Raw genomic sequence first — 25,742 nt, forward strand, 5'->3', positions numbered from 1 at the left:
GTTGAACGAGGTCACCGTTGCCGTGAAGATGACCGAGTCACCCGAGACCGACGGATTCTCACTGGAGGCGAGTACCGTTGTCGTGGACTGCTGGATCGTCTCCGTGAATTCGGCCGAAGTGCTGGTACCGTGCACTCCATCACTGTTGTAGATCGCCGTCAGCTGATGCGCCCCTACGGTCAGGGCAGTCGTCGAGAGTGTAGCCGTCCCGCTCAGGCCGGAAGAGGCCAGCGTTGCTTTGCCGATCGTCGCGCTGCCGTCCATGAAGGTGACCGATCCGCTGAGCGTCCCCGTGCCGGTCGTCACCGTCGCGCTCAGGACAACCGAGGCGCCGTAAAGTGCAGGGTTCGGGGTGGCGCTCAGTGTGGTTGTCGTCGAGGTCAGCTCATCCGATTCCCCTTCGACCTCGATATCGAGAGGGGCGTTCGCGGGGTTTCCAGTCAGAGAAATGTTGCCTACTACGGGATTGCCGACCTGCGTCGGCGCGAACTCCGCACCCACGATGCAGGATGCGTCCGAAAGCAGCGAAGTCGAGATGCTGCAGGTGGTCGACGAGGCGTCGACTGCTGCATTGGAGTCCGGCGCGATTCCCGTAAAGCTCAGCTTCGCATTGCCGTCATTCTCGATCGTCTGCAACTGCGGCGAGGTCACCTGGTCTTCGCGTATCTCCGGGGTGAAAGTCAGGATTGCGAGATTACTCTGCACCTCGCGGATGCGATGGTCGAAGTAATCCGCGATGTACAGATTGCCCAGTGCATCGAGGAAAAGCCCCTGCGGTCCATAAAGTCCCGCCGAGGTGGCAATCCCACCATCTCCCTCATATTTGCCCGTACCGTTGCCGGCAATGGTTGTCACGATGCCGCCGGTGCTGATCTTGCGTACACGGTTGTTCTGCGTATCCGCGACGTAGAGGTTTCCGGCCACGTCGAACACCAGCCCGGAGGGCGCGTAGAAACTGGCGCTCGTCGCCAGACCGCTGTCTCCGTTATAGCCGGCACTGCCGTTGCCCGCATACGTCGCGATCGTACCGGCATAGGTGCCCGACGCATACACGACGCGCACCCGGTTATTTCCCGTATCTGCGATGTAGAGGTTGCCTGCGCTGTCCAGCGTCACGGCATAGGGGGCATTCAGTTCAGCGAGCACCGCCGTGCCGCCATCGCCGGAGTAGCTGCCCACGCCCGGCGAAACGGTTGTGCCGTTGCCCGCCACGGTGGTGATGTCCTGCGTCGTCGCGGTCACCTTTCGAATCCGCTGGTTCTTTGTATCGGCGATATAGAGATCGCCGTTCGGGGCTACCGTCACGCCATACGGCGTATCCAGCAGCGCGCTCGTGGCTGCGCCGCCGTCGCCGCTGAAGCCGGCGGAGCTCGTCGAGGAGCTCGCAGGCTGCTGGTTCACGACCGAGGTGATCACACCCGTAAAGGCGTCGATCCGCCGGATCGCATTGTTCCCCGTATCGGCGATGAAGAGATTGCCTGCGCCATCGATCGCAATGCCCTGCGGATTGCTCAGCGTCGCATCGATTGCCGCGCCGCCATCGCCGGAATAGGCGGGCTGCCCGGTGGTATTGCAGATGGTCGTAATCTCCCCTGCATTCGTTCCGGTCGCAAAGACTTCGCGTATCCGGTTGTGCGCGGAGTCGGCGATGAACAGGTCGCCCGCGCCGTCCACAACCACGCCGGCGGGCAGATTCAGGTCGCCGCTGGTCGCCGGATCGCCGTCGCCCAGGCCGGTCCACTCGCCGCTGCCTGCCACCGTCGTGATCGTACCCGGGACCATGACGCCCAGAGCGCCGGCACCGGTGCCGGAGAGGTAGGTAATGCCAAGGACGTTATTCGAGCTGTCGAGCAGGACCACCGCGCCGTTGCGCACACCCGGGTACTTCGGGTCGAAGATCACCGACACCGTACAGGTGTTCTTCGGAGTGATCAAGGTGCTGATACAGCTGTCCCCACCCGACGTGAAGTCGAGATTGGGCTGCCCCATCGTCAGAACTTTCACGCTGTGTACGGTACCGGCGACCGTTGCTGTCATCAGCAACTGGATGGTGGAAGGGGTACCGACGTTCTGCGCGTTTGAGAACGTGAAGGAGTTCTGCGCTTCGCTCGAAAGCGCACAGCCCGTCAGAACGACCAACAGCGCCGCGAAGCGCGCAACCTGCACGGAGCAGAGGCTCCGGAGGACAGAAGGATGGAACCGCTCCCAAACGGAGAGCGCCAAGGCCCGAAAAGCACGACAAGACATAGAAATCCTGATCCAACAAGCTGGCACGGCACGGCTGGCTGCCCCTTCATCGGCGGAGGCGCGCGGCCTTTTTGTCACTACATCGAAAGAACGGAGGGGATGGACTTGCGAGTCGCCAGAACCGTTCGCGGTCTTTGCCGGCATGTTTGTCCTCTGGACAGACACATCGGCAAAGCGTTGCAAAACTGGACGCTCTAGGGGAGGAGCAACTCCAAAGTAACACGCATGAATCGTTCCGATGTAACTCTTTTGGGTTACCCTTTGACGATTTTGATAGCGCTTGCGGGCTGATCAAAACAGTCGCGTTTCATATTGCGGGATTTAGAAGCAGCATCTCCGCCCCGGCAGCGGCGCATCCCTGTTGATAGATCCGGACGCATTCGGGAAAGAGGTTACTGCCGTGAATATCCTGGTCTTCAACCCTGGCGGTCATTCACTCAAAGTCGAACTCATCTGCGCCGGCGAGCATCAGGCTCGCGCCTCGGAAGGCACCAAACTGCTCAGCCTGAGTATCGAAGGCATCGGCAGCGAGCACACGACCCTCGCGCGCTTTCACGGCAAGAAAGTAGTCGAGAGCACTCCCATCCAGGCGGCCGATCTCGAGCAGGCTGTCCAGCACATCTTCTCGCTTATCGAAGAGCACGCCACGGATAAGCTTCCACGTCTTGAAGAGATCGAAGCGGTAGGCCTGCGCGTGGTTCACGGCGGTCCGCATCTGGTGAAGCCGGTCATCGTCGATGCCGAGGTCGAGCACGAAATCGAGGCGCAGGAGAAGCTCGCGCCGCTGCACAACAAGAGCTCCATTGAGGTCCTGGGCCCGATTCGCAGCCGCCTGCGGAACGTGCCGATCGTCGCGGTCTTCGATTCCGCTTTCCACCATGACCTCCCGGAGTATGCCGCCCTCTATCCACTTCCACTCGAACTCTCGCGAAAGCACGGCATTCGCCGCTATGGTTTCCACGGCATATCGCATTCGTGGATGCTCCATCGCTATGCGGAACTCACCGGACGTGCGCCCGAAGACTGCAACCTCGTCACGATGCATCTCGAAAGCGGCTGCTCCGTCACCGCGATCCACAAGGGCCGCTCCATCGACAACACCATGGGCCTCACCCCGCTGGAGGGCCTGATGATGGGAACACGGTGCGGCGATATCGATCCGGCCATCCTTCCCTTCCTCGTGCGCGAAGAGCAGCTCTCCCTCGATGAGGTGATGGAGATCCTCAACCACAAGTCCGGTCTGCAGGGCGTCTCCGGATCCTCACTCGATACCCGCGTCCTGATGCAGCACTATTACGAGGACCCCAGAGCGCGCCTGGCGATGGACATGTTCTGTTACCGGGTGCGTAAGGCAGTCGGCGCGCACCTCGCAGCGCTGGGCGAGGCAGATGCCGTTGTCTTTGGCGGAGGCATTGCGGAAAATACGCCGCTGCTTCGTACGCGCGTCGCGGACGGACTCCGGCCGTCTGGATTCGTCCTCGATGAGCTGGCAAATCACACGCTCATCGACCTCGAAGGACGTGTCGCCGGGGAAGGCTCATCACTCGATGCCTGGGTGATCCCCGTGGAAGAAGGGCTGGAAATCGCCCACGCAGTCGTGGCTGCTGTAGCGGTTCCCTCGGTCCATACCGAAGGGGCCATACCGCATGCTTAGCCGTCACAACTTAGGGAATTACATCCGGAAACGGCTTCACCGGAGGCTGCTCGTTCGGCTGCAACAGCTTTGCCGTGGGCTCTGAAGGATGGAGACCGTGCAGCGTGTCGACAGAATGCCCTTCTTTGCGCACACGTGTCGCGTTGCCTTTTTCATTCAGGCTGATCGTCCAGATTTTGTAGGAATGCGATCCATCCGGCTGCGCAAAACCGATCGCGCGTTTGTCGCGAACCAGGTCCACTTGCAACTGCGGTCCAGGCGTGAGGATATTCGCGTGATCTCCGTTCTGAGACATCGCCACCTGCTGGCCACTTACGTCCGCATAGCAGGCACCCAGCGTGAGCCACGAAGTCTCCACACCCACCGTCTGTGGAGAGACAAGACCATTGAACAGAGTGTAGGTCTCGGGGCTCTCATACGAGGGTGTGAAATTCAGGGTGCTGTGATGCACCGCCGCTACCACGCGCACCGGATCACCGTTGCGTGGTACCACCGCGGCAAACGCAGACTCCGAACCATCGGGATGCTGCTGTTGATAACGCAACAGCAGCGCGCCTGCGATCAACGGGCACCCGCTCTCCTGCACGCTCCATGCTCCGGCACCGGAGACATCCTTCGCATCGAGGTTGTAACCGTGGATCGCCGCCGCTCGGATCAGGTCCTTCTGACGGGAATGCCATAGCGCCTGATCTTCCGGCGCCATCGTATCGGCCGCGCGATACGGCAAAACGAAAGGCCCCCTCGTGCCGGCAGTCTGGCTTGGCTCCTGCGCCACGGCTGGCGTCACCGCCATCAATGCCATGGCTCCGATCCCGAGTAGCGCGTGCCTCATTGGACTTCACTCTATCATCGCGAAAAAAGAAGACGGGCAGCCGATTGGCTGCCCGTCTTCCCGCTGCAGGTTTTGAGGTTTACATGCCGGAAGTGTGACGCGCGGTGCGATGCACCGGAGCCTTCGCCGTCGGCTTCTCTTCGCCGTCCTTCAGGATGATCATCGACGGGCTCTTCGTGAACGAATCGAAGGTGCCGATCAGCGTGACGTTCGATCCCACTGCGGGAACCGTCTTCAGGGGCTCCTTCATGTTGATCGTGAAGTCGGCCTTCTGCGACTGCTTCGCATCGTCGGAGACAGCCAGCTGCACCGAATCCGCGGTCGCCTGGATCACGACACCCGGAATCTGCGAGGTCTGACCCTTCAGGGCATCCCACACCTTGTTCGCGTCTTCGTCGCTGCCATTGGCCAGGATGTATTCCTGATCGGCAAGCGCCAGCTTCGAGACATCCGGCGTAGCTACGATCGCCTTATGAGCCAGGTCGGCGGGCGACGGCGGCGGCGGAGCGGCAACCGGCTTGTAGGAGTCGGGCGGGAAGACGTTGTCGTGGGCCAGCTGCTTGATGGCGTCGAAGCCTTCCAGCGTGTTCTGGCAGTTCGCATCGTCCTGGGCGCAGTGGTACTTCTTATACCAGTACTCGGCTGCCTTCTCGGCATTGGTCTTGTAAGGATCCGGCAGGTACTGCGCAGCGCGGGTCAGGAACCAGATGCCGTTGACGAGATCCTTCGGATCTTCTTGGATGTAGGCGTTGCCGAGGTAGTAGGTGTCGGCAAGCAGGGGCTGCTGCGTGGTGGCGGCAGGATCCTTCACGGCCTTCAGCTCGTTCGTGTAGGCCTCGATGGCGTCCTTGTAGTCCTTCTTGGCGACATCGTCTGCGGCTTCGGTGCTGTAGAAGATCGGCGTCGAAACGTCCTTGAGCTTCTGGTAGTCGGCATCGCTCATGCTGGCCGGCTTGGTTGCCGTAAGGCCCTTCGCAGCATCCGCGGCAGCCTGGTCAAGCTTCGCCTGGTCACCGGCAGCCTGGGCCTTCTCGATATAAACCACGAAGGTCAGAGCGGCGAGGTTGGTCGGATCATCCTGGAGCAGGCGCTTCGAAGCGTCGAAGGTCTTCGCCTGGTCGCCGGTGGCCTGGTAGGCATGCACCAGCTGCTCGAGCATGTCCCGCTTTACCACGGTGTTCGGATACTGCTGCAGGAAGGCTTCGATCGCCGCTGCCTTAGCCGCGGGAGCCGACTGCCCCATCGCATTCGTATAAGCGTTGTATTCGGCTGGATCCTTGATGGTGATCGAGCTGGACTGGGACCCTGCTGCATCCTGTGCCAGCGCAACCGGCGTGGCGCTCATGGTGCAGAGGGTGCTGGTGGCAAACGCCAGCAAGGATGCAAAAACGACCTTCTTCATTCAACGCTCCTAAGGAATTTCCTTATCTAATGCATTCGCGAGTGCGAGCCAAGTGCGGATAAACGCGAGACCTGTCCGGACCAGACGGAATCCCGTCAATGCCATGAAATCTACACTACAGCCACGTGGCTGGATTATAGAAATCACATCCTTTCCGTGACAAGTAAGAGTTTTCCAGCAAACTCATCTTTCGTCCTCTCACTCATCCCGGCACAGACACCGCAAAAACCGCATCTTCCCGCATCCGCTCCGGCCTGGCAGAGCTCACTTTCGCCGGCTTCGCAGCGCCGGTTTCCAGCGCTGCCTCAACTCTTTGCAGGATTTTTACAGCCCAACCCGTTTTGCAATACGCACCGTGAGATGCTGTGCCCGCTGGAATCGTTTACCTCGCAGTCTTGAAGCCCCGCTCGCAATCCCTACATCTCATTTCACAGACACCATGACAGCCCCCAATTGTTCCCAGAATCCTCGCCCACTCGAAGACCAGGTCGCCATTGTGACCGGAGCCGGCCGCGGCATCGGCGCGGCCATCAGCCGCCGGCTCGCTGCTCTTGGAGCCACGGTGCTCCTCACCGCCCGCACCACCGAACAGCTGGAAGAACTTGCAGAAGAAATTCGTGCCACGGGCGGAAAAGCTGAGGCCCATGCCCTCGACCTGCGCTCCGAGGAGTCCATCTCTGCCCTGGCCCGGACCGTAAAGGAGCACCATGGCCGGGCGGACATCGTCATCAACAACGCCGGAATTGGCTCTCTCGGACGCCCCCTCCACGAAATGTCCCCGGAGGACTGGGACGACCTGATGGCCACCAACCTGCGCGGTCCCTACCTGACGATCCGCGCCTTCGCCCCGCTCATGATCGCTGCGCGCCGGGGACACATCATCAATCTCTCGTCCCTCGCCGGACATAACCCTCTCAAGAACGGCGCCGCCTACTCTGCCTCGAAATGGGGCCTCAACGGCCTCACTTACTCGGTCGCCGAGGAGCTGAAGGAGCATGGCGTTCGCGTCTCGGCCGTCGCGCCCGGATCGGTAAACACGACCTTCGGCCATGCGGAGGACGGCTCTTGGAAGATCCAGCCAGAGGACATCGTCGCCGCCGTTGAGCTCATCGTCACCCAGTCCGCCACCTCGTTCATCAGCGAGATCAAGGTCCGTCCCCTGCAGAAGAAATCCTGACCGGACAGCGGTGTGGGCTTTTCCAAAGCGCACACCGCTGTTACCTTCCGCGGCTACTCCCTCCGGTTTCTGCTTGCAGCGCCTATCCCCGCGCTCTACCCTGAAAACCTCTGGTCCCGGACTCTTGTTGCCACCTTTCGCTCCAGCAAACGGTCTGCTTGATGGAACTCGGATAATGCACCGAAAAGGGTGCAAAAGATGTTCAGATCCGGCCAGAATTTGCTTCTGACGTCTAAAGGTTGAGTTTGGGACGTCTTATCCACAACATCTTGGGGTAGCCATGTTGACCCTGCCCCGGCAGGTCACTACAGTCGATTCTGACTAGTTCCATCGGTCCGGTGTTTCCCGCCGCATCCCGCCTCCCCTCAGCGAAGGAAGGAGTCTATTTCCCATGCTGAAGCTGAAAAAGATCCAGATTCTGGGTTTTAAGTCGTTCTGTGACCGTACCGAGGTTGCACTCCCCGGATCAGGCATAGCCATCGTCGTCGGCCCTAACGGCTGCGGCAAGTCCAACATCCTCGATGGCCTCAGCTGGGTGCTCGGCGAACAGAGCGCCAAGACCCTGCGCGGCGGCAAGATGGAAGACGTCATCTTTGCCGGCACCCGTGACCGCAAAGCTCTCGGCATGGCCGAGGTCACCATCACCCTGATCGATCCCGAAGCCTACGCTGGCGGTCCGCTGCTCGACGAGCCGGAGATCGTCATCGAGGACGAGATGGAGACCGACTGGGACGAGGAGAAGCTGCGCGCCGATCGCGCCGCCGAGGTCGAAGAGATCATTGCCGAGGCTCAGCCCGGCCCGGTCGTTGTCGAGGGCGAGGCCAAGGCGGAATCCTCAGACCAGCCGGAAGTCGTGCAGGGCGAAGCGTCTGCCGAAGGCGCAAACCCCATCGTCCTGAAGATTCGCCGCCGCAAGTTCCAGAAAACCCCGCAGAAGGGCGAAATCGTGGTTACCCGCCGCCTTTTCCGCACCGGCGACAGCGAATACCTGCTCAACGGCAAGCTCTGCCGCCTGCGCGACATTCAGGACATCTTCATGGGCACCGGCCTCGGTCCCGAGTCCTACGCCATCATCGGCCAGGAGCGCATCGGTCAGCTGCTCAGCTCGAAGCCGCACGACCGCCGCTCGATCATCGAAGAGGCCGCCGGCATCACCCGCTTCAAGACCAAGAAGCGTCTTGCCGAGCTGCGCCTCGAGCAGTCGAAGCAGAACCTTTCGCGCGTCAACGACATCTTCGAAGAAATCACGCGCCAGATGGCCTCGCTGAAGCGCCAGGCCGCCAAGGCGGAGCGTTACGGCCAGTTGCGTGACGAAATGCGCGCCCGCCTGCGCGTGGTGCTCGCCAGCAGAATTACGCACCTCGATACGGAACAGGCAGCGGTGACCGAGGAGATCGGCACGCTGACCACGAGCATCGACGCGCACAGCGCCTCCATCGAGCAGATGGATGCTCAGCACTCGACGCTCCGCGCTCGCGGCTACGAAATCGACACGAATTCGAAGGAAGCACAGACCAGCGCCAATCAGGCAGCGGTCGAGCTCGAACGCGCGGCCTCACGGCACCACGCCAACGCCGAACGCATCATCGATCTCGATGCCCGTGCCACCGCCGGGGCAGCCGAGCTCGAACAGACACGTGCGCAGCTCGCCAACCTCACGTCCGAACGCGATTCGCAGCGCAAGTTCCTCGACTCCGCAGCCTCCGAAGCGCAGGCCTTCAAGGAAGAAGCGCAGGTCCGCCAGCAGCAGGCCCGCGAAGCGCTCGCGGCCGTGTCTTCCGGCGAACAGCGCGCCGAAAATGCGCGCCGTCAGGCCATGCAGCTGCTCTCGCAGGTCGGCAACATCCGTAACCAGGCTACGCAGGCCGAAGAGTCGCTGGCTTCGCTCGAACGCGAAGCCGAACGCCTCACCGGCGAAATGAACAACGCCCGCAAGGATCTCGAGTCCCTCGGTGCAGAGCGCGGCCAGGCTTCACTGACATTCGAATCTGTAACGGAACGCCTGAAGAATCTCGAAGCCGAGATCCAGACGCTCCGCGCGCAGATCAACGTCAAGCGCAGCGAAGAGGCCGAGGCCAAGCGCCGTGGCGACCAGCTTCGCGCTGAGCGTGCCACGCTTGCAGGGCGCAAGAACTCGCTCGAATCACTCATCCGCGAACACAGCTACTCGACCGACACGGTCAAAAAGCTCTTTCGCTCGAATGCCCTCGCAGGCGGCCTCAAACCTGTCGGTACGCTGGCGGACTTCCTTGAAGTCGGCGACAAGTACGAGAGTGTGGTCGACGAATTCCTGCGCGACGAGCTGAACTACATCGTCGTGAAGAGCTGGGACGCCGCGCACGAAGGCATGCGCCTGCTGAAGACCGATGTCGACGGCCGCGCCACCTTCCTCGTGCATCCGGAAGACTCGCAGGCTCGCTTCTCTTTCGCCGGAGATGACTCGCAGAATCGCCACGAGCAGCACCAGGGCGTGGTGCCGCTGAAGCAGTGCATCCGCGTGCTCGACGGCTTCGGCCGCTCGCTCGAAGTCATTTTGCCGAAGCTCCGCGACGGCTATGTGACGCCGGACTCCGAGACCGCTCGCTCGCTCGCACTCGAAAACCCGCACGCCTTCTTCCTCGCGCCTTCGGGCGAATGCTTCCACAACGTCACCGTGACCGGCGGCAAGCCGCGCAACGGCGGCCCGCTCACACTGAAGCGCGAACTTCGCGAGACGCAGGAGAAGCTGCAGAAGGTCGAAACCGAACTGGCGCAGACCGAAACGGCCGTGGCCACCTTTGCCCGCGAGATGTCGGAGATCAACCGCCAGCTCGAAATCCTGGGCGAAGAGCGCCGTGTGGCCGAGCGTGAGAGCGCCAACCAGTCGGCGGCCCTGCGCCAGCTTGAGTCCGAAGTGCAGCGCCTCGAGCGCCGCCTGCAGGACTGGGTCCTCCAGGGCGAGCGCAACAAGGACCAGCGCAACCAGAAGCAGACCTTCATCGAGCAGAAGCGCGAAGAGGCCAGCCGCATCGAATCGCAGCACCTCGCCGCCGAAGCCGGCATCGAGGAGCTGCAGAAGACGCTCGAAAACCTTCGCCGCACCCGCGAAGAGGCACAGATGCAGGCCGCGCAGGTTTCGGCCGAACTCGCCGGCCTCGAAGAGCGCCGCCGGGGTGCCGAGGCGAACTTTGCCCGCATCGACCGCATGTTCAACGATGTGCGCCAGCGCGTAGGCCAGATCGAAGCCCAGCTCGTTGCCGCGCAATCCGAAAAGCAGCAGCGCGAGCGCGAGAACGAGCAGCTTGCCGCCAGCCGCGAACAGCTTGCCGGCACGCGCGAGCAGGCCCTCGCCGAGATCGCCCGCCTCACCGCCGAGGCCACGCAGCTTCGCACGCAGATCACCGAGATCGAGCAGCAGCTGAAGTCGCTGCGCGCCGAGACCGATACCCTGCGCGAGACCCGCAGCGTACGCAGCTCACGCTCTGCCACGCTCGCCGCCGAGCTTACGCACCTCGAGGAAGCCTGCATGAACGATCTTGCCGTCGAAGCCTCGGTGCTTCGCTCCGATGAAGAGATCGTGCGCATCGAAGGCGAAGCTCTCGCCTCCGAAGACGAAGCCTGCCGCGGCCTGAAGCAGAAGCTCGAAGGCATGGGCCCGGTGAACATGATGGCTCTCGAGGAGTACCAGGAGACCTCGCAGCGCCACGAATTCCTCGAGACGCAGCGCAAGGACCTGCTCGACTCGATCGAGAATACGACGGCGACGATCCGCGAAATCGACCAGATCTCGCGCACCAAGTTCGACGAAGCCTTCGTGCGCATCAACGAGAATTTCAGCGCCACCTTCTCGAAGCTCTTCGGCGGCGGCCAGGCCTTCATGCGGCTTACCGACGAAGAGAACAGCGCCGACAGCGGCATCGACATCGTCTCCCAGCCGCCGGGCAAGAAGCTGCAGAACGTGCTGCTGCTCTCCGGTGGCGAGAAGGCGCTCACCGCGCTCTCGCTGCTGGTCGGTATCTTCCAGTACCAGCCGGCGCCCTTCTGCGTACTGGACGAAGTCGATGCTCCGCTCGACGAAACCAACGTGGGACGCCTTGCGGAGATGCTCCGCGCCATGTCGAACGACACGCAGTTCGTCATCGTCACGCACTCGAAGCGCATGATGACCGCTGCCGACATGATTTACGGCGTGACCATGCAGGAACCGGGCGTCTCGAAGGTCGTCAGCGTAAAGCTTGGCGGCCAGCAGAACGCCGGCGATCGCCGGGCAACCGCGTAACGCCAACAATACCTGCGCGGCACCTCCGCGCAACGAAACTCTGGTAATCCGCTCTCGGATTGAGCCGCCTTGACACTGCTTTTCCGCCGTGTCAAGGCGGGTATCTCTCTGCCTGGAGAGCCCGCGCCACGCGTTGACAAAGCTCTTCCACCGACTGAAAATCGAAGTTCAGTCTCATCCAGGAAGGCTCTGCCGTTGCCCGCTCTCATCGAAACCGAGTTTGCTGATCTTGTCCTTCATGCCCGCGGAAAGGTCCGCGATCTTTACGCCGTCGGCGAGCACCTTCTGCTTGTCGCTACCGATCGCATCTCTGCTTTCGACCACGTCCTCGGCACCGGTATCCCGGGCAAGGGCAAGGTGCTCACGCAGCTCTCGCTCTTCTGGTTTGACTTCCTCAAGGACGTCGTTCCGAACCACCTCATCACCGCCGATGTGAAGCAGTACCCGGCCGAGCTGCAGCCCTTCGCTGCCGATCTCGAAGGCCGCTCCATGCTGGTGAAGCGCGCGCAGATGTTCCCGGTCGAGTGCGTGGTGCGCGGCTATCTTTCCGGCTCCGGCTGGAAGGACTACCAGGCCACCGGCGCCGTCTGCGGTATCCCTCTGCCTGCCGGCCTGAAGGAAAGCGACCGCCTCCCCGAGCCCATCTTCACCCCGGCCACCAAGAGCCTCGACGGCGAGCATGACATCAACATCAGCTTCGACGAGATGGTTGCGCGCGTGGGCGCCGGACGCTCGGAAGAACTGCGCCGCCTGACGCTGGCGATCTACACCAAGGCTTCGAACTACGCCGAGCAGCGCGGTCTTATCCTCGCCGACACCAAGTTCGAGTTCGGCACCACCGCCGAAGGCATCATCCTGGCCGACGAGGTGCTCACGCCCGACTCCTCGCGCTTCTGGCCGAAGGATCAGTACAAGCCGGGCGGCGCTCAGCCTTCGTTCGACAAGCAGTTCGTTCGCGATTACCTCGAGAGCATCCGCTGGAACAAGCAGGCTCCCGCGCCGTCGCTCCCTGAAGATGTCGTCACGCGCACGCAGGAGAAGTATCTCGAGGCCTACCGGCTGCTCACCGGCACAACACTTTCGCTGTAACACAGGATGTACATGGCGCTGATCGACTGGGTCATTGTCGTTATTCTCGTCGTCTCGATCCTGTCGGCAGCAAAGAAGGGTTTTTTCCTCGAAGTCTTCTCGCTCGCGGGGGTCATCCTCGGACTGCTCTTCGCGAGCTGGAATTATCAGAAGCTGGTTCCCTGGTTCGGCCGCTGGATCGTGAATGCCGCCGCAGACCAGGCTCTCAGCTTCATCGCAATCGCACTCGGTGTGATGATCGCCGCCGGACTTATCGGCCGCCTCATCCGCTGGTCGGTGCATTCGGTTGGACTGGGTTGGGCCGATCGTCTGGTCGGCGCAGCCTTCGGATTGGTAAAAGGGTGCGCCCTGGTTACGGTCGCGGTGCTTGCAGTCGCCGCCTTCCTGCCCCAGGCAACCTGGTTTCGTGAGTCGCGTCTCATACCGTACTTCCTGAGTGCGGCTCACCAGGCATCGATCGTCACCCCCACGGAGTTCGGGGAACGTATCCGGCAGGGTGTGACGATCCTCCGCAACGTGCAGCCGTCCTGGATTCGTCCCACGGCATAGGCGGAGAACATAAGCCGGTGCTCATAGAAGCGTGTGAGACACTGGCAGGCCCCGCGGCGGATCGCTCCGGCGTTCTCCGCATTTGAGATTTGATCCTGTTGCGCAGCATCCGGCAGGACTGAGAAAGAGGTTGAATGTGAAGCGTGAACTGGAAAACCTTGTGTCGCAGATGCACACCGGCGGAATCACCTACGCCGAGGCTGTGCGGGAGTTCAAGCGCCGCTTCCTCATCGAAGTGCTCGCCCATCACAAGGGAAACCAGTGCAAAGCCGCCCAGGAACTGGGGATGCACCGCAACACGCTGAGCCGCACCATCGCCGAGCTCGACATTAACCCCACCGAGATCCGCCTCGGCCTCAAGCGGCCGCCGCGCAGCGAGCGCCCGCTGCTCACGCCTCAGCAGGCTGTCCGCTAACTCTACAAAGAGCCAATCGTGCTGCCTGAAAAATCACGCAGTGCCAGCGCTTGCTTCCTGCATTAAGCTGGAAGCAAGGAATCTTTGCACGGTGACTCTTCCCTCTACGCAGCAGCCCGCCATCGCCTCCACCCAGCACGAGGATCGTGTTTCCATCCAGCCGGATTTCCGCTGGGACGAGCAGGCATCCTATCTCTTCGACATCGATGGCACCCTGCTCCGCTGCCGTGATCGTATCCATGTCAGTTCATTTTTCTCAGGCGTGCGTTCCGTCATGGGACAGGAGCTGGTCCTCGACGGCGTCATCCTGAGCGGCAACACCGACCCCGGCATCCTCCGCGACGCCTTCCGTATCGCCAAACTCGAAGATCACCACTGGCAGCCGCATCTGGAAGGCATCCTGGAAAGCATGCGCCTTGAAGTCGCCGCGCGGCGCGGGGAAATGCAGATCAACGTGATGCCAGGCGTTGAGGACACGCTCGCCTATCTGAAAGACAAGGGCGCGGCGCTCGGCGTGGCCACCGGCAACCTCGAAGCCATCGGCTGGCTCAAGATCGAATTCGTGGGCCTGCGCGACTGGTTTACTTTCGGCGGTTTCAGCGACCGCTATATCGACCGTGCCGACATGATCGGCCATGCCGCCGAGCTCGCCCGCGCTCAGGCAGGCCCCGATGCTACCGTCTGCGTCGTCGGCGACACCCCCTCCGATATCTCCGCTGCCCGCGCCAACGGCCTGCCCACGATTGCCGTGGCTACAGGCAGCTTCAGTTTTGACGATCTGATGAAGCATGAGCCCGAGGTCTGCGCGACCTCGCTCGCTGCCCTGCTGCGGGCGACCCCGCAGTCCACGCGCTGAGCCGAATCGAACCGGTCTGGACTCACGGATTGTATCGACGCCGCCAACTCGCCCTTGCCCTCGCCGCGCTGAGCCTTTCCTCGCTCTGCTTAGCGCAGGACACCGCTACTGCCGAGCCGGGAAAAACGGCTGCGCCCAGGCATGCGCCCACGGAGCACGACCGCGCCGAAGCGGAAAAGCACTATCTGGCAGGCGCAAAGGCTATCGATCGCAAGGATTTGCCCCGGGCGGAAGCCGAGTTCGCCCACGCCCTTGCGCTCGATCCCGGCAATCAGCGTTACCTGGGAGCACATGAGATTGCCGTCCAGAGTCAGGTCACTCAACTGATCCAGGCGGCGGAGAAGGCGAAGATCCTCAATCGCCTCGATGAGGCGAATGCCGATATCCGTGAAGCCTTCCGCCTCGACCCGCGCAATCCCATGCTCGTCCAGCATCTCGACGACATTACCCGCGCCGCCGCGCCCGATCCGGTCCAGCTTTATCCCGAGGACACCACGCTGGCACCGCCCGTCGAATTTGCGCCCTCCGACAGGAAGCAGAGCTTCCACGTGCGCACTACCGGGCAGGCTCTCATTCGCCAGGTGCTCACGGCGTACGGCATCACCCCCACCTTCGACGCTTCGGTGAAGAACCAGCCGGTGCGCTTCGACGTGGACGACGTGAACTTCGAGCAGGCGCGGCGCATGGTCAACCTGGTGACCAACACTTTCATCACCCCGCTCGATCCGCACCGTGCCCTGGTGGCCGCGGATACGAAGGACAATCGCGCCCAGTACGAACGCCTCGTCCTCGAAAACATCTACTTCCCCGGCTTCGATCAGACCGAAACCAAGGATATGGAGACCCTGGCAAAGCAGATTTTCGACGCCCAACAGGTCACGCTCGTCCCAGGCTCCTCTGCCATTACAGTGCGCGCGCCTGCCTCGCGCATGGCAGCGTTGAACCGGACCTTCACCGAGCTTCTCGAAGGCCGCAGCGAGGTGGTGCTCGATGTCCGCCTCTATCAGATCTCCAAGACACGCACGACCAACGTGGGCATCGAGGCGCCTACGCAAACGACCGTATTCAACATCCCCACCCAGTTGAACTCGGTGCTTTCTAACAACTCAAGCCTGGTGCAGGAGATCATCTCCAGCGGTCTGGCCAGCGCGGGCGACTATGCAGCCATCGCCGCCATCCTGATTGCCTCCGGAGAGGTGACGAGCAGCGTTCTCAGCCAGCCCTTTGCCTACTTCGGCGGCGGCGAGACACTGACCGGCATCTCCCCGGGAACGCTCACCGGCAACCTCGCGTTGAACTCCTCGGACACGCGCATCCTCGACCACGTTCAGATCCACGCGGAGGACCGCGAGGACGCGACGCTGAAAAGCGGTACGCGCTACCCGATCATCACGTCGTCCTATTCGAATCTGGCCGGCTCCACGACCAGCATCGCCGGCATATCGACGGCCGGCCTTTCCAGCACGCTCGCCAGCCTCGGCCTCAGTGCCGCATCGCTCACCTCGGCAGCTCAAACGATTCCACAGGTTCAATATGAGGATCTGGGGCTGACGCTCAAGGTAAAGCCAAACATTCAGAAGGACAGTGAAGTTACTCTGGGAATTGACTTTACGATTACGTCTCTAAATGGGGCGACGCTCAACGATATCCCAGTGCTCGACAACCAGGAGTACAAGGCGATCACCACGCTCAAGCCCGGAGCCACGGCCATGGTCGCAAGCACGATGAGCCGTCAGCAATCCGCCGCAGTTACAGGAATCCCCGGTCTCAGCGAACTGCCCGGCATGGGCGGAGGCACGAATCAGGATCGCGAGGTCGACGTTTCGAACCTGATCATCCTGATGACGCCCCACATTGTGCGGATGGCGCACCGGGAGGAAGCCGGAAAGATGATCTTCCTGCCGGTGCACGACTAGGATCATCTACATTCCGTTTCGGCCATCTCTGTGCCGCAGAAATGTCATTCCGACCGAAGCGAGATGGTAGTTCGTCTCGCGAAGCGGAGGAACCTGCAGTTTACCCTCACATTGAGAATTTTCTGGCGAGCCGCCTGACTGCAGGTTCCTCCACTTCGCTTCCCTTCGGTCCGCTCCGGTCGGAATGACAGGCTTTCTGTAGGCTCAGTGCTTTACAGTGAGCCGTTGCGCCGGATAGACCATTAACTCCGCCGGCGGGCTACCTCTTCATAGAGCGCGGCATACTCTTTCGCAGGGCCGCTCCACGAGTAATCCTGCTTCATGCCGTTCTGCATGAGCTTCGTCCATGCCTTCTTGTCGGAGCGGAAGACGCCCAGCGCCCGCTCGATCGCACCGTAGAACTCATTTGCGTCGTAGTGCGGAAACTTGAAGCCGGTCCCCTCACCCGTCTCGCCGTTCCACTCGGCCACCGTATCTTCAAGACCACCGGTTGCATGCACCACCGGTACAGTCCCGTACTTCAGGCTGTAGATCTGGTTCAGCCCGCAGGGTTCATAGCGAGACGGCATCAGGAAAATGTCCGACCCTGCCTCGACCTTATGCGCCAGCGCGTCATCGTAGGCGATCTTCACGGACATCTTCTGCCCGTACTGCTCCTGCAGGGAGCGGAAGAGCCCCTCATAGTACGGCTCACCCGTGCCCAGGGCCACGAGATAGACATCCTCGTTCAGCAGCCGGTGCGCGATCTGCGCGATCAGGTCGAAGCCCTTTTGCGTGGCGAAGCGCGAGACGATGCCCAGCACGGCCGTCTCCCCGTTCACGTGCGATGCGCCGAAGGCATGCAGCAGATCCTTGCGGCACTCGGCCTTCCCTGCCAGATGATCCGGCGTGTAGTGCGCCGCAATGTTGTGGTCCGTCGCCGGGTCCCACTTCGTGTAATCCACGCCGTTCAGGATGCCATGCAGGTCGGCAGCACGCTTGCGCAGCGTGCCGTCGAGGCCATAGCCGAACTCGCCCGTCTGGATCTCGCGCGCGTAGGTGGGGCTCACCGTCGTCAGCGCGTCGGAGTAGACCATGCCGCCCTTCAGGAAGTTGAAGGTGTCGTACTGCTCCACGCGATCCATGGTGAACAGATCCCACGGCAGCAGCAGGCGCTCGGTGGTCTGCGGAGGGAACCATCCCTGGTAGCCCGCGTTGTGGATCGTGAGAATCGTGCCCGCATTCCGCAGCGCCGGGTCGAAGTAATAGACCGACCGCAGGTACACAGGGATCATCGCCGCCTGCCAGTCGTGTACATGGTAAATATCCGGCACGCCCAGCTGCTTCGAGGCCTCGAGCACTGCGCGGCTGAAGAGGCCGAACCGCTCCCAGTTGTCGAGATAGTCGCCGGTTTGTGTCGCGTAGAGCGATTCACGGTCGAAGAGCTCAGGGCAGTCGATGAAATAAAACTGCACGCCTTCACGTTTGCCGCCGTCCAGCACCGTCACAAAGCGGTTGTAATACGGGAACGGGATCGTCAGGCTGACGATCACCGGCTTTTTATCTGGGGATTTCTCTCTGACCTGCCGGTAGTAAGGCAGATAAACCGTGGCCTGGTGGCCAAGCCGGGCGATTTCCGCCGGCAGGGCGCCCATCACGTCGGCGAGACCGCCTGTTTTCACAAAAGGAACGCATTCCGAGGCGGCAAAAACTATGTGCATTGTGCGCTGACTCCGTACTCGTCTTTATGATGCAAAGATGGCAGTTACGTCGCATCCATCCGTGAAATCATCGCGGACACAGCATCGATTCAAGGCAAGTCTATACGTCTTGCGGCGCGCCCGGGGGAGGAACGCATGAGCCGGTCCAATCATCGCCCTGCACAGCGCTCCAAGCCCAAGCTCGGGCAGAACTTTCTCATCGACCCGAATGCCTCTCTGGCTATCGCCGACGCACTCGGCGATCTCTCCGAACGCACGGTGGTCGAAATCGGTCCCGGCGCCGGAGCCATCACCGAGTTGCTCATGCCGCGCGCCAGACGGCTCGTCGCGATTGAGCTCGACCGTGTGCTGGCGCAGCGGCTTACCGAGCAGCATGCGAACGTAGCCTCGTTTGAGGTTGTCTCTGCCGACGTGCTCACTGTCGACTTCCACGCACTCCGCGCGGACGGTCCACCGCTGCTGGTCATCGGCAACCTGCCCTACTACATCACCTCGGATATCCTGCTCCACCTCTTCCGCTACCACGCGGACGTCGATCGCGCGGTCATCATGGTCCAGCGCGAGGTCGCCGACCGGGTCGCGGCGCATCCCGGCACGCGCGACTACGGCGTACTCTCCGCCACGTCGCAGCTCTACGCACGGGTCGAGCGGATACTTACGCTCCCGCCGGAAGCTTTTATGCCACCCCCGGATGTCCATTCGTCCGTACTTCGGCTCACCATGCAGCCACAGTTCGCCGCACTCGAGGTAGAACCTGAGGCGTTCATCGGTTTTCTGAAGAAGGCATTCGCACAGAAGCGCAAGACGCTGGCCAGCAACCTGCGTGCGGCGGGGCTTGGGTCGCAGGAAGCGCAAAAGGCTCTGGAAGCTGCAGGCATTCCCTCCATGGCTCGAGCCGAAGAGCTGGATCTTCCCACCATGGCGCGGCTCTGGAAACAGCTACCGCGTTAAATCGGGCACAGAAACAAAACCGGCTCCCGAAGGAGCCGGTTTTGTTTCTGCAAGTGTATTAGTGAGGGCGTCCGCCGCCCGAAGGCGCAGCCGCAGCGGGAGCGGAAAAATGCGGTGCCGAAGAAGCCGCAGGCGCCGAGAAGTGCGGAGCCGGAGGAGCGGAGTAATGCTGTCCAGCTGACGGAACGAACGAATGCGCTCCCGCCGGCGGCACGTAGCCTCCACGCCCGTTGCCGGTATAGGCGCCTCGGACCTGGTTGCTGAAGCCTACCGCCCCGCCGCTTGCCACACCGCCTCCACGCTCACCCACGCTCAGGTAGGTAGGATTGGTGCGCACCAGTGAGCTGGTATAGCTTTCGCCCAGGGGGCCGGACTGCGACGGATGCACCGACGCCTGCTCGGCGCGGATCTGGCTGCCGTTGAGTGAGAAGACACGCGCAACCGGCTTGGCCTGCCCCACCGTGCGGAACTGGCTCGCCGATTCCGGCGCGCGGTTCACCGCAACAAGCGGGTCCGGATGCCGGATGGGCCCATGCACCGGCAGTCCGTGGCCCGGAGCCAAAGGCCGCACCGGCAGACGATAGCCCTGCGGCGTCCGCCACACAGTTGCGTAGGGATACCACCCCGCGCCGACGCTGCCCCAACCGCAGTTGCCCGGGAACCACATCCAGCCGAAGCTGTCGAAGTAATCCCATGCGCCGCAGTGATACGGCCACCATCCCCACGAATAGCCCGAAATCCACGAGTAACCAACGCCCGAATAGTAGCCCCATGCACCGACGCCGAAAGGGTCCCAGCTGGAACCGACACCGGCCGGAGCCCAGCCCTGACCGTATCCCGGCACGTCGTACCAGTCGCCGTAATAGTCGAGGTCATTCCATGCCGGATCATCCGGATTGCCCGAACCCGCGCGCGCGGTCGTCGCATTTTCCTCGAGCATCGCCAGCGCCTGGTCGCGATCGCTGTTCCACTGATCCCAGCTGTCCGACTCGACGCTTGGAATCAGGTCGTACTGCGCGGAGTTCGGTGCCGAGAACTTCACCGTCTGATTGGTGTGAACATCGATGCTTCCGTTGGCGCTGTCGGCGACCTTCACGGTGCCATGCATCACGGCGACTTCCGGGTTCTGGTCCAGATCCACGCGAAAGACACTGCTATCCGCCGCGGTCAGAGACTCGCCGCCCATCCGCACGGTGTATTCGCCAGAACGTCCATTCAGCTCGTAGTAGCTCAATCCTTTTTCCGCGGTGAGAGTCGTAACGGTATGTCCATCCGCGGCGCGATGCAGTTCGGTCAGCGAGATCGCGCTGTTCGGCGCGACGCGCGCCACCGAACCATCTTCAAATTGGACTTCCACACGGCCATCAGAGCCGGTCTGGAGACGCATACCTTCCATCACCGGCATGTTCATCTGCGCCTGGTCGAAGTCCGACTGTCCGGCAGACAAGATCTGAACCTTGCCTTCCACGTCCGACAGACGCACTGCGCGCACGGAGCCGGACGCCGACTGTCCAGACGCATCCGACGGAGGCGGCGGAGCCGTATCCTGATCCTGCGCCGAGGCCGCCGCGCCGCTCAGCAAGAGACAAAAGACAAATCCCGGGAAGATCGCCCGGGTCCACAACGAGTGCTTCAAGTTCCGATTCCCCAGGTGCCTCATGGACACCTCCTCTGGCCCGGCATGCGTCTGCACGCCCTTACGCCATATCCCACCGGCAGAAAACGCATCCATCCCGGCCTGAGTCGTCTCTGCCGCCGGAATTTCAAGATTGAACCGCTTCCAAAACAGCGTCCACGGAACAATCACCTCTATTGAGACGCACGAACCCTGTCAAATGATCCTGAAGTCTGCATGAGACTTTCGTGGGACCAGACAGGTTACTCCTTCGCGCCGCCGCCCGCAGCGGCCAGCAGCGCTGTTGCCCGCTTCCGGGCTCGCTCCAGCACGTTTTGATCTTCGGCAATCGCTTTCAGGGTCGGCACAATATTCCGGAGCCCGAGAGCCCGGCCGCTCTTCACAGCATCCTGCAGGTTCTCGAGTTCCGCATCGAGAGCCAGACGGCTGTGCGCCAGTTGCAGCTCCAGGCGCTGCCCTTCCACCAGAGTGAAGGCGATCGCTTCCATCTGCGCGCCCAGCGTATTGATCTGCGGGTCCTTCGAGTAGTTATAGGTGCAGGCGCCGCGCCCGTCCGCCCCCTCGTAAGTCCACAATTTCTTGCCTGTAAAAGCCGTATGCTCCTTTGGAGCCTCGCAGGCCGTATCGAAGAAGTGATGCGAACGCGCCAGCGCAAAGACCTGCCCAAGCAGCGGATCGGCGATCTTCACCTCACGATCGATCGCCGGCAGGGTCAACGCGGCGGCCTCACTGGTGGGCACATCCACACCCGCCGTCGAAGACGCGGCAGCAGCCTCGTATCGGCCTGTCCCGTCCTGATGCAGCGTAATGCGATACTTCGGCGGCTGCAGCTGCGGATTTTCGAAGGAAAAGGTGATCGTCGCCTGCTGCGCCTGAGCCGTCGCGCACACTGCACCCAGAAAAAGCGCGAGTCCAATGCACTTCATCGCGCGATGGCCTCGAAGGTCTGCGCATGGTGAATGTGGCAGATGGCGATGGCCAGCGCATCCGCCGCATCGGCAGGCTCAGGAACGGTCTCGAGACGCAGCAGGCGCGCCACCATGAACTGGACCTGCTCCTTCTGCGCAAGACCGTAGCCGGTCACCGTGGACTTGATCTTGAGCGGCGCATACTCGGCCACCGGCAACCCTGCCGTAGCGGCCGCCAGCAGCGCCACGCCGCGCACCTGCCCCAGCTTCAAGGCGGACTTCGCATTGACCGAGTAGAAGACCTCTTCAATGGCGACAATATCCGGCTGGTGCGCCGCGATCAGCCCCGAGAGTTCGCTGTAGACCTGTGCCAGGCGCTGCGGCGTCGTGTCCTTTTTTGAGAGACGAATACCGCCCGCGTCGCGCCACTGCAGCTCGGGATTCCGCGCCGCATCATTCCACTCCACCACGCCGTAGCCGGTGCACTCCGTGCCGCAGTCGATACCAAAGACGCGCATGGTGGGAGTCTATCGTTTCTGTTCCGATCTGCGCAGCAGCTGCAGCGAACGCTGTACCGCAAAAGCAAACAGCGACCCGCCGAAGCGAGCCGCTGACATGTGGAAGAAATGCGCTTAGCGCGAGATGCCCTCAAGCGGCGAGCTCGCCGTTGCGTAGAGCTTGCGCGCCATACGGCCCGCCACGTAAGCCTGACGGCCTGCGAGCACCGCATGCTGCATGGCTTCGGCCATCAGGATCGGATTTGCGGCCCCGGCGATCGCCGTATTCATCAGCACGCCGTCCGCGCCCAGCTCGAGCGCCAGTGCCGCGTCGGAGGCCGTGCCCACGCCGGCATCCACAATCAGAGGTACTTCCGTGATCTTCTCCCGCAGAATCTGCAGGGTCGCGCGGTTCTGAATGCCGAGGCCGCTGCCGATCGGCGCCGCCAGGGGCATGACCGCAGCCGCGCCCGCGTCGATGAGACGCCGCGCAAACACAATGTCATCCGAGGTATAAGGCAGAACGGTGAAGCCTTCCTTGACCAGCGTCGCGGTAGCTTCAAGTGTTGCCTGAACATCCGGGTAAAGCGTCGCCAGGTCGCCGATCACCTCGATCTTCACCCAGTCGGAGAGACCTACCTCGCGGCCAAGTCGCGCCGCGCGAATCGCTTCTTCCGCCGTGTAACAGCCTGCCGTATTCGGAAGCAGGAAGTACCGCTGCGGATCGATAAAGTCCAGCAAGGACTCCTTCGAGCGGTCCAGGTTCACGCGGCGCACCGCCACCGTCACCATCTCCGCGCCCGAGGCCTCGATCGCCGCCTGCGTCTCCGCTCCGTCCTTGTACTTTCCCGTGCCAACGATCAGCCGCGACTGGAAAGCCTTGCCCGCAATCACCAGTGGTTCCATGGCTCTATTGTAGAGCGCATTTTGCGCGTCCTGCGTGTTCGTCGTCACAGTGACTCCGTACCGACGTTAGCGTGAGAGCGAAAACCCCTGCCCCAGCGCATCGCACCTGTCGCGATACTGGCGCACGTAACGAAAATCCAGCACCAGCGCCAGCAATGCCACGACCATGCATCCAGCCAAAATCAGCCGCTGCGGCCGCTCCTTGTACCGCGCCATCTGCCGAAAGCAGATCGATATCAAAAATGCCGACAAAGTAGCCAGCACCGTGAGCGGCGTCAGGTGATTGCACGCAAGACCCGGCAGCCGCAGGTAATACACCGAAGCGACAAACGCCGCCGCGCACAACATTGCCGTGCTCACCACGGCAAACGGTAGATTCTTCCCCGCCAAAACGACTCCCCTCACACCTGCATTGCGTGCAGTTCCGGACTCACTCGCAGCTTTGCGCCGGTCGCGGCCTGTACTGTTTCTACAGTAATGCCCGGAGCAATCTCTTCGAGCATCAGCCCTTCCGGCGTAACCCGGATCCAGGCCATCTCCGTCGCAATCACATCGACGACACGCCGCCCTGTAAGTGGCAGCGTACACCGTTCAAGAATCTTCGGCCGCCCGTCGCGGGTGGTGTGCTCCATGGCTACGATCACCCGCCGCGCACTCGCCACCAGATCCATCGCACCGCCCATGCCCTTCACCATCTTGCCGGGAATCATCCAGTTGGCGAGATTGCCCTCTTCGTCCACTTCCATCGCGCCCAGAATGCTCAGATCCACATGGCCGCCACGAATCATGGCAAACGATTCGGCGCTCGAAAAGTACGAACACCCGGAGAGCTCCGAGACCGTCTCCTTGCCCGCATTGATCAGGTCCGGGTCTTCCTCGCCGGCAGACGGGTACGGTCCGACGCCGAGCATGCCGTTCTCCGACTGCAGAACCACCTCGATGCCGGGTGGCACATGATTCGCCACCAGCGTCGGCATCCCGATGCCAAGATTCACATAGAAGCCGTCGCGCAGCTCGCGTGCAACCCGCCGCACGATCCGCTCCCGCTTTATCGCATCTCCGGCGGCTGCAAGGGCCGCTCCCGCTGGGTTACTATCCATGGCGTTCGCATCCTAGCATTTCCTCTATGCCTGTGGCGTTCTTCCACCTTCGCGCTCGCTCGCTGCTCCGCGGCGCACTCGTGGTTCTCACGAGCCTCACACTCGCCCTTATCCTCTCCGGATTTCCCCATCCACACCCCGCGTGGTATCTCGCCATCCTCGCCGTGACTGCGCTGTGGGGCACATGGGAGACCCTCCGCTGCCTGCGCCTCCGCTGGAGCTTCTATCACGGCGGTGTGTTGCTCTTCCTCTACATGGACGTGCTGGCGCTCACCCTGATCCTGTTCCTGCTGATCTATCCCTACGCCGGTTGAAGACTGCGCGGGATGCGGCGGATCGACGCGCCTGCAAAACAAAAACGCCCGGCATCTTCACCGGGATGCCGGGCGCTTCCGTTTCTATCTTTGCGGAACGACTTAAGCTTTGACCGTCTCCAGCCCGGCCAGCGACTCCTCATACGGAGCACGCAGGACGCCACGCTCCGTAATGATCGCGGTGACGTACTTGGCAGGCGTCACATCGAAGGCCGGATTCACGATGCCCACATTGTGCGGTGTCAGCTGCTTACCCGCGTGGTGCGTCACTTCGACCGCGGCGCGCTCTTCGATCGGAATATCGTCGCCATGCACGGTCTCAAGGTCGATCGTCGACCACGGAGCCGCCACGTAGAACGGAATGCCGTGTTCCTTGGCCAGCACCGCCACGCCGTAGGTGCCGATCTTGTTCGCGACATCGCCGTTCGCCGCGATGCGATCTGCGCCTACCACAACGGCCTTGATCTTGCCGTGGCGCATCAGGCTCGCCGCCATGTTGTCGCAGAGCACCGTAGTCGGAATGCCGTCATGCATCAGCTCCCACGCGGTCAAACGCGCTCCCTGCAGGAACGGCCGTGTCTCATCGGCGTACACCTCGAGCTTGCTTCCCTGCTCCACCGCCGCGCGGATCACGCCCAGCGCCGTGCCGTAGCCGCAGGTCGCCAGAGCCCCGGCATTGCAGTGCGTCAGCACCCCGCCTTCCTGCGGCATCAGGTCCGCGCCGTGCGCGCCGAGAGTCTTGCAGGCTTCAATGTCTTCGTCGTACATCTTCACCGCTTCGGCGGTGATCGCCTCGCGAATCGCCTCCACCGTGATGCCCGGCTTCGCCTTCAGAGCCGCGAAGAGATCCTCCATCCGGCGGATCGCCCAGAAGAGGTTCACTGCCGTGGGACGCGTGCCCGCCAGCTTCCTGCAGATCTCCTGGAATTCCGGCTCCAGTGCCTCGACCGTTGCCGCCTTGCTCCGCTCCACGCCGAGGGCGACGCCCATGGCCGCCGAAACGCCGATCGCCGGCGCCCCACGCACAACCATCGTCACGATCACATCCGCCACCTGCTCATAGGTGGTAGCCAGTACGTACGTTTCTTCCAGCGGCAGGCGAGTCTGGTCCAGAAACCGGACTCCCTCAGAGGTCCATTCGAGTGTGGGAATCATTGTTTTCAGTGTAAATCCTTTACCGGGCGCACTTGCAGACCAGTAATAGACCCCGTTACTTTGGTGCGAACAATTCCGCGAGATTTTGATATCGCGCGCACGCTTTTCTCTTGGTTTTTGAGCTATTTGCTGTTTATATTTTCTAGGAAAAGAGATCCCCATTTAGTAACCATCTCGCCA

The 25,742-nt window shown here is 62.0% G+C and carries 21 protein-coding genes; 10 read left to right on the forward strand and 11 right to left on the reverse strand.

Going from position 1 to position 25,742, the window contains the following annotated elements:
* The coding region (locus QM649_RS15575; protein ID WP_415199980.1) for an Ig-like domain repeat protein at positions 1–2,166 on the reverse strand (2,166 nt) is incomplete at its 3' end.
* A 481-nt stretch (positions 2,167–2,647) separates the two neighbouring features.
* Here QM649_RS15575 and QM649_RS15580 point away from each other — a divergent pair.
* On the forward strand, positions 2,648–3,901 hold the full coding sequence (locus tag QM649_RS15580; RefSeq protein ID WP_415199981.1) for an acetate/propionate family kinase: 1,254 nt from the start codon (positions 2,648–2,650) through the stop codon (positions 3,899–3,901).
* Positions 3,902–3,911: 10 nt separating this feature from the next.
* Here QM649_RS15580 and QM649_RS15585 read toward each other — a convergent pair whose 3' ends face one another.
* Together QM649_RS15585 and QM649_RS15590 are read right to left on the reverse strand one after the other, a co-directional pair.
* Positions 3,912–4,703: a hypothetical protein gene (locus QM649_RS15585; RefSeq protein ID WP_415199982.1), complete on the reverse strand. Its 792-nt coding sequence runs from the start codon at positions 4,701–4,703 to the stop codon at positions 3,912–3,914.
* A gap of 109 nt (positions 4,704–4,812) precedes the next feature.
* Entirely contained in the window at positions 4,813–6,135 is a 1,323-nt protein-coding gene (locus QM649_RS15590; RefSeq protein ID WP_415199983.1) for a hypothetical protein, read from the reverse strand.
* Between the two features lie 439 nt (positions 6,136–6,574).
* Here QM649_RS15590 and QM649_RS15595 point away from each other — a divergent pair, with 439 nt between their 5' ends.
* The 7 genes from QM649_RS15595 to QM649_RS15625 all read left to right on the forward strand — a co-directional run bounded on the left by QM649_RS15595 (position 6,575) and on the right by QM649_RS15625 (position 16,395).
* Positions 6,575–7,312, forward strand: a complete 738-nt coding sequence (locus QM649_RS15595) for an SDR family oxidoreductase (RefSeq protein ID WP_415199984.1) — start codon at positions 6,575–6,577, stop codon at positions 7,310–7,312.
* Between the two features lie 391 nt (positions 7,313–7,703).
* On the forward strand, positions 7,704–11,570 hold the full coding sequence (gene smc / locus QM649_RS15600; RefSeq protein WP_415199985.1) for a chromosome segregation protein SMC: 3,867 nt from the start codon (positions 7,704–7,706) through the stop codon (positions 11,568–11,570).
* A gap of 195 nt (positions 11,571–11,765) precedes the next feature.
* The gene (locus tag QM649_RS15605; protein WP_415199986.1) at positions 11,766–12,659 is read left to right on the forward strand and encodes a phosphoribosylaminoimidazolesuccinocarboxamide synthase; all 894 of its coding nucleotides are present in this window, start codon (positions 11,766–11,768) and stop codon (positions 12,657–12,659) included.
* 12 nt (positions 12,660–12,671) lie between these two features.
* A complete protein-coding gene (locus QM649_RS15610; protein ID WP_415199987.1) occupies positions 12,672–13,208 on the forward strand; it encodes a CvpA family protein in 537 nt (178 codons plus the stop codon).
* A gap of 136 nt (positions 13,209–13,344) precedes the next feature.
* Positions 13,345–13,623 carry a helix-turn-helix domain-containing protein gene (locus QM649_RS15615; RefSeq protein ID WP_415199988.1) on the forward strand — a complete coding sequence of 93 codons (279 nt, stop codon included), beginning with the start codon at positions 13,345–13,347 and terminating at the stop codon, positions 13,621–13,623.
* Positions 13,624–13,714: 91 nt separating this feature from the next.
* Positions 13,715–14,479 carry an HAD family hydrolase gene (locus tag QM649_RS15620; protein ID WP_415199989.1) on the forward strand — a complete coding sequence of 255 codons (765 nt, stop codon included), beginning with the start codon at positions 13,715–13,717 and terminating at the stop codon, positions 14,477–14,479.
* 29 nt (positions 14,480–14,508) lie between these two features.
* On the forward strand, positions 14,509–16,395 hold the full coding sequence (locus tag QM649_RS15625; RefSeq protein WP_415199990.1) for a hypothetical protein: 1,887 nt from the start codon (positions 14,509–14,511) through the stop codon (positions 16,393–16,395).
* A gap of 242 nt (positions 16,396–16,637) precedes the next feature.
* Here QM649_RS15625 and glgA read toward each other — a convergent pair whose 3' ends face one another.
* Positions 16,638–18,095, reverse strand: a complete 1,458-nt coding sequence (glgA, locus tag QM649_RS15630; RefSeq protein WP_415199991.1) for a glycogen synthase GlgA — start codon at positions 18,093–18,095, stop codon at positions 16,638–16,640.
* 135 nt (positions 18,096–18,230) lie between these two features.
* Here glgA and rsmA point away from each other — a divergent pair, with 135 nt between their 5' ends.
* Positions 18,231–19,046: a 16S rRNA (adenine(1518)-N(6)/adenine(1519)-N(6))-dimethyltransferase RsmA gene (rsmA, locus tag QM649_RS15635; RefSeq protein ID WP_415199992.1), complete on the forward strand. Its 816-nt coding sequence runs from the start codon at positions 18,231–18,233 to the stop codon at positions 19,044–19,046.
* A gap of 58 nt (positions 19,047–19,104) precedes the next feature.
* Here the strand turns inward: rsmA and QM649_RS15640 are convergent, their stop codons facing one another.
* From QM649_RS15640 to QM649_RS15665, 6 genes are all read right to left on the reverse strand, one after another.
* A complete protein-coding gene (locus QM649_RS15640) occupies positions 19,105–20,682 on the reverse strand; it encodes a DUF6600 domain-containing protein (protein ID WP_415199993.1) in 1,578 nt (525 codons plus the stop codon).
* 242 nt (positions 20,683–20,924) lie between these two features.
* On the reverse strand, positions 20,925–21,608 hold the full coding sequence (locus QM649_RS15645) for a hypothetical protein (RefSeq protein WP_415199994.1): 684 nt from the start codon (positions 21,606–21,608) through the stop codon (positions 20,925–20,927).
* Positions 21,605–22,108, reverse strand: coding sequence for a crossover junction endodeoxyribonuclease RuvC (gene ruvC, locus QM649_RS15650; protein ID WP_415199995.1), 504 nt, complete (start codon positions 22,106–22,108; stop codon positions 21,605–21,607). The genes QM649_RS15645 and ruvC overlap by 4 nt, the downstream gene beginning before the upstream one ends.
* Before the next feature lie 114 nt (positions 22,109–22,222).
* Complete coding sequence (locus QM649_RS15655) at positions 22,223–22,993, reverse strand: thiazole synthase (RefSeq protein ID WP_415200012.1); 771 nt, start codon at positions 22,991–22,993, stop codon at positions 22,223–22,225.
* 66 nt (positions 22,994–23,059) lie between these two features.
* A complete protein-coding gene (locus tag QM649_RS15660) occupies positions 23,060–23,383 on the reverse strand; it encodes a hypothetical protein (protein WP_415199996.1) in 324 nt (107 codons plus the stop codon).
* Between the two features lie 11 nt (positions 23,384–23,394).
* Complete coding sequence (locus QM649_RS15665) at positions 23,395–24,093, reverse strand: CoA transferase subunit B (protein WP_415199997.1); 699 nt, start codon at positions 24,091–24,093, stop codon at positions 23,395–23,397.
* A gap of 26 nt (positions 24,094–24,119) precedes the next feature.
* Here QM649_RS15665 and QM649_RS15670 point away from each other — a divergent pair, with 26 nt between their 5' ends.
* The gene (locus QM649_RS15670) at positions 24,120–24,407 is read left to right on the forward strand and encodes a permease (RefSeq protein ID WP_415199998.1); all 288 of its coding nucleotides are present in this window, start codon (positions 24,120–24,122) and stop codon (positions 24,405–24,407) included.
* Positions 24,408–24,509: 102 nt separating this feature from the next.
* Here QM649_RS15670 and mtnA read toward each other — a convergent pair whose 3' ends face one another.
* Positions 24,510–25,562 (reverse strand): S-methyl-5-thioribose-1-phosphate isomerase, encoded by a 1,053-nt coding sequence (gene mtnA, locus QM649_RS15675; protein WP_415199999.1) that lies wholly within the window; start codon positions 25,560–25,562, stop codon positions 24,510–24,512.
* Between the last annotated feature and the right edge of the window lie 180 nt (positions 25,563–25,742).

It is taken from the genome of Silvibacterium sp., assembly GCF_047605705.1.
Classification (GTDB): Bacteria; Acidobacteriota; Terriglobia; order Terriglobales; family Acidobacteriaceae; genus Silvibacterium.

Excerpts from the sequence above, each read along its gene's own strand:
- QM649_RS15585 (WP_415199982.1), bottom strand. The coding sequence starts at position 4,703 with ATGGCATTGATGGCGGTGACGCCAGCCGTGGCGCAGGAGCCAAGCCAG.
- QM649_RS15590 (WP_415199983.1), bottom strand. The coding sequence starts at position 6,135 with ATGAAGAAGGTCGTTTTTGCATCCTTGCTGGCGTTTGCCACCAGCACC.
- QM649_RS15595 (WP_415199984.1), top strand. The coding sequence starts at position 6,575 with ATGACAGCCCCCAATTGTTCCCAGAATCCTCGCCCACTCGAAGACCAG.
- smc (WP_415199985.1), top strand. The coding sequence starts at position 7,704 with ATGCTGAAGCTGAAAAAGATCCAGATTCTGGGTTTTAAGTCGTTCTGT.
- QM649_RS15610 (WP_415199987.1), top strand. The coding sequence starts at position 12,672 with ATGGCGCTGATCGACTGGGTCATTGTCGTTATTCTCGTCGTCTCGATC.
- glgA (WP_415199991.1), bottom strand. The coding sequence starts at position 18,095 with ATGCACATAGTTTTTGCCGCCTCGGAATGCGTTCCTTTTGTGAAAACA.
- rsmA (WP_415199992.1), top strand. The coding sequence starts at position 18,231 with ATGAGCCGGTCCAATCATCGCCCTGCACAGCGCTCCAAGCCCAAGCTC.
- QM649_RS15645 (WP_415199994.1), bottom strand. The coding sequence starts at position 21,608 with ATGAAGTGCATTGGACTCGCGCTTTTTCTGGGTGCAGTGTGCGCGACG.
- ruvC (WP_415199995.1), bottom strand. The coding sequence starts at position 22,108 with ATGCGCGTCTTTGGTATCGACTGCGGCACGGAGTGCACCGGCTACGGC.
- QM649_RS15655 (WP_415200012.1), bottom strand. The coding sequence starts at position 22,993 with ATGGAACCACTGGTGATTGCGGGCAAGGCTTTCCAGTCGCGGCTGATC.
- QM649_RS15665 (WP_415199997.1), bottom strand. The coding sequence starts at position 24,093 with ATGGATAGTAACCCAGCGGGAGCGGCCCTTGCAGCCGCCGGAGATGCG.
- QM649_RS15670 (WP_415199998.1), top strand. The coding sequence starts at position 24,120 with ATGCCTGTGGCGTTCTTCCACCTTCGCGCTCGCTCGCTGCTCCGCGGC.
- mtnA (WP_415199999.1), bottom strand. The coding sequence starts at position 25,562 with ATGATTCCCACACTCGAATGGACCTCTGAGGGAGTCCGGTTTCTGGAC.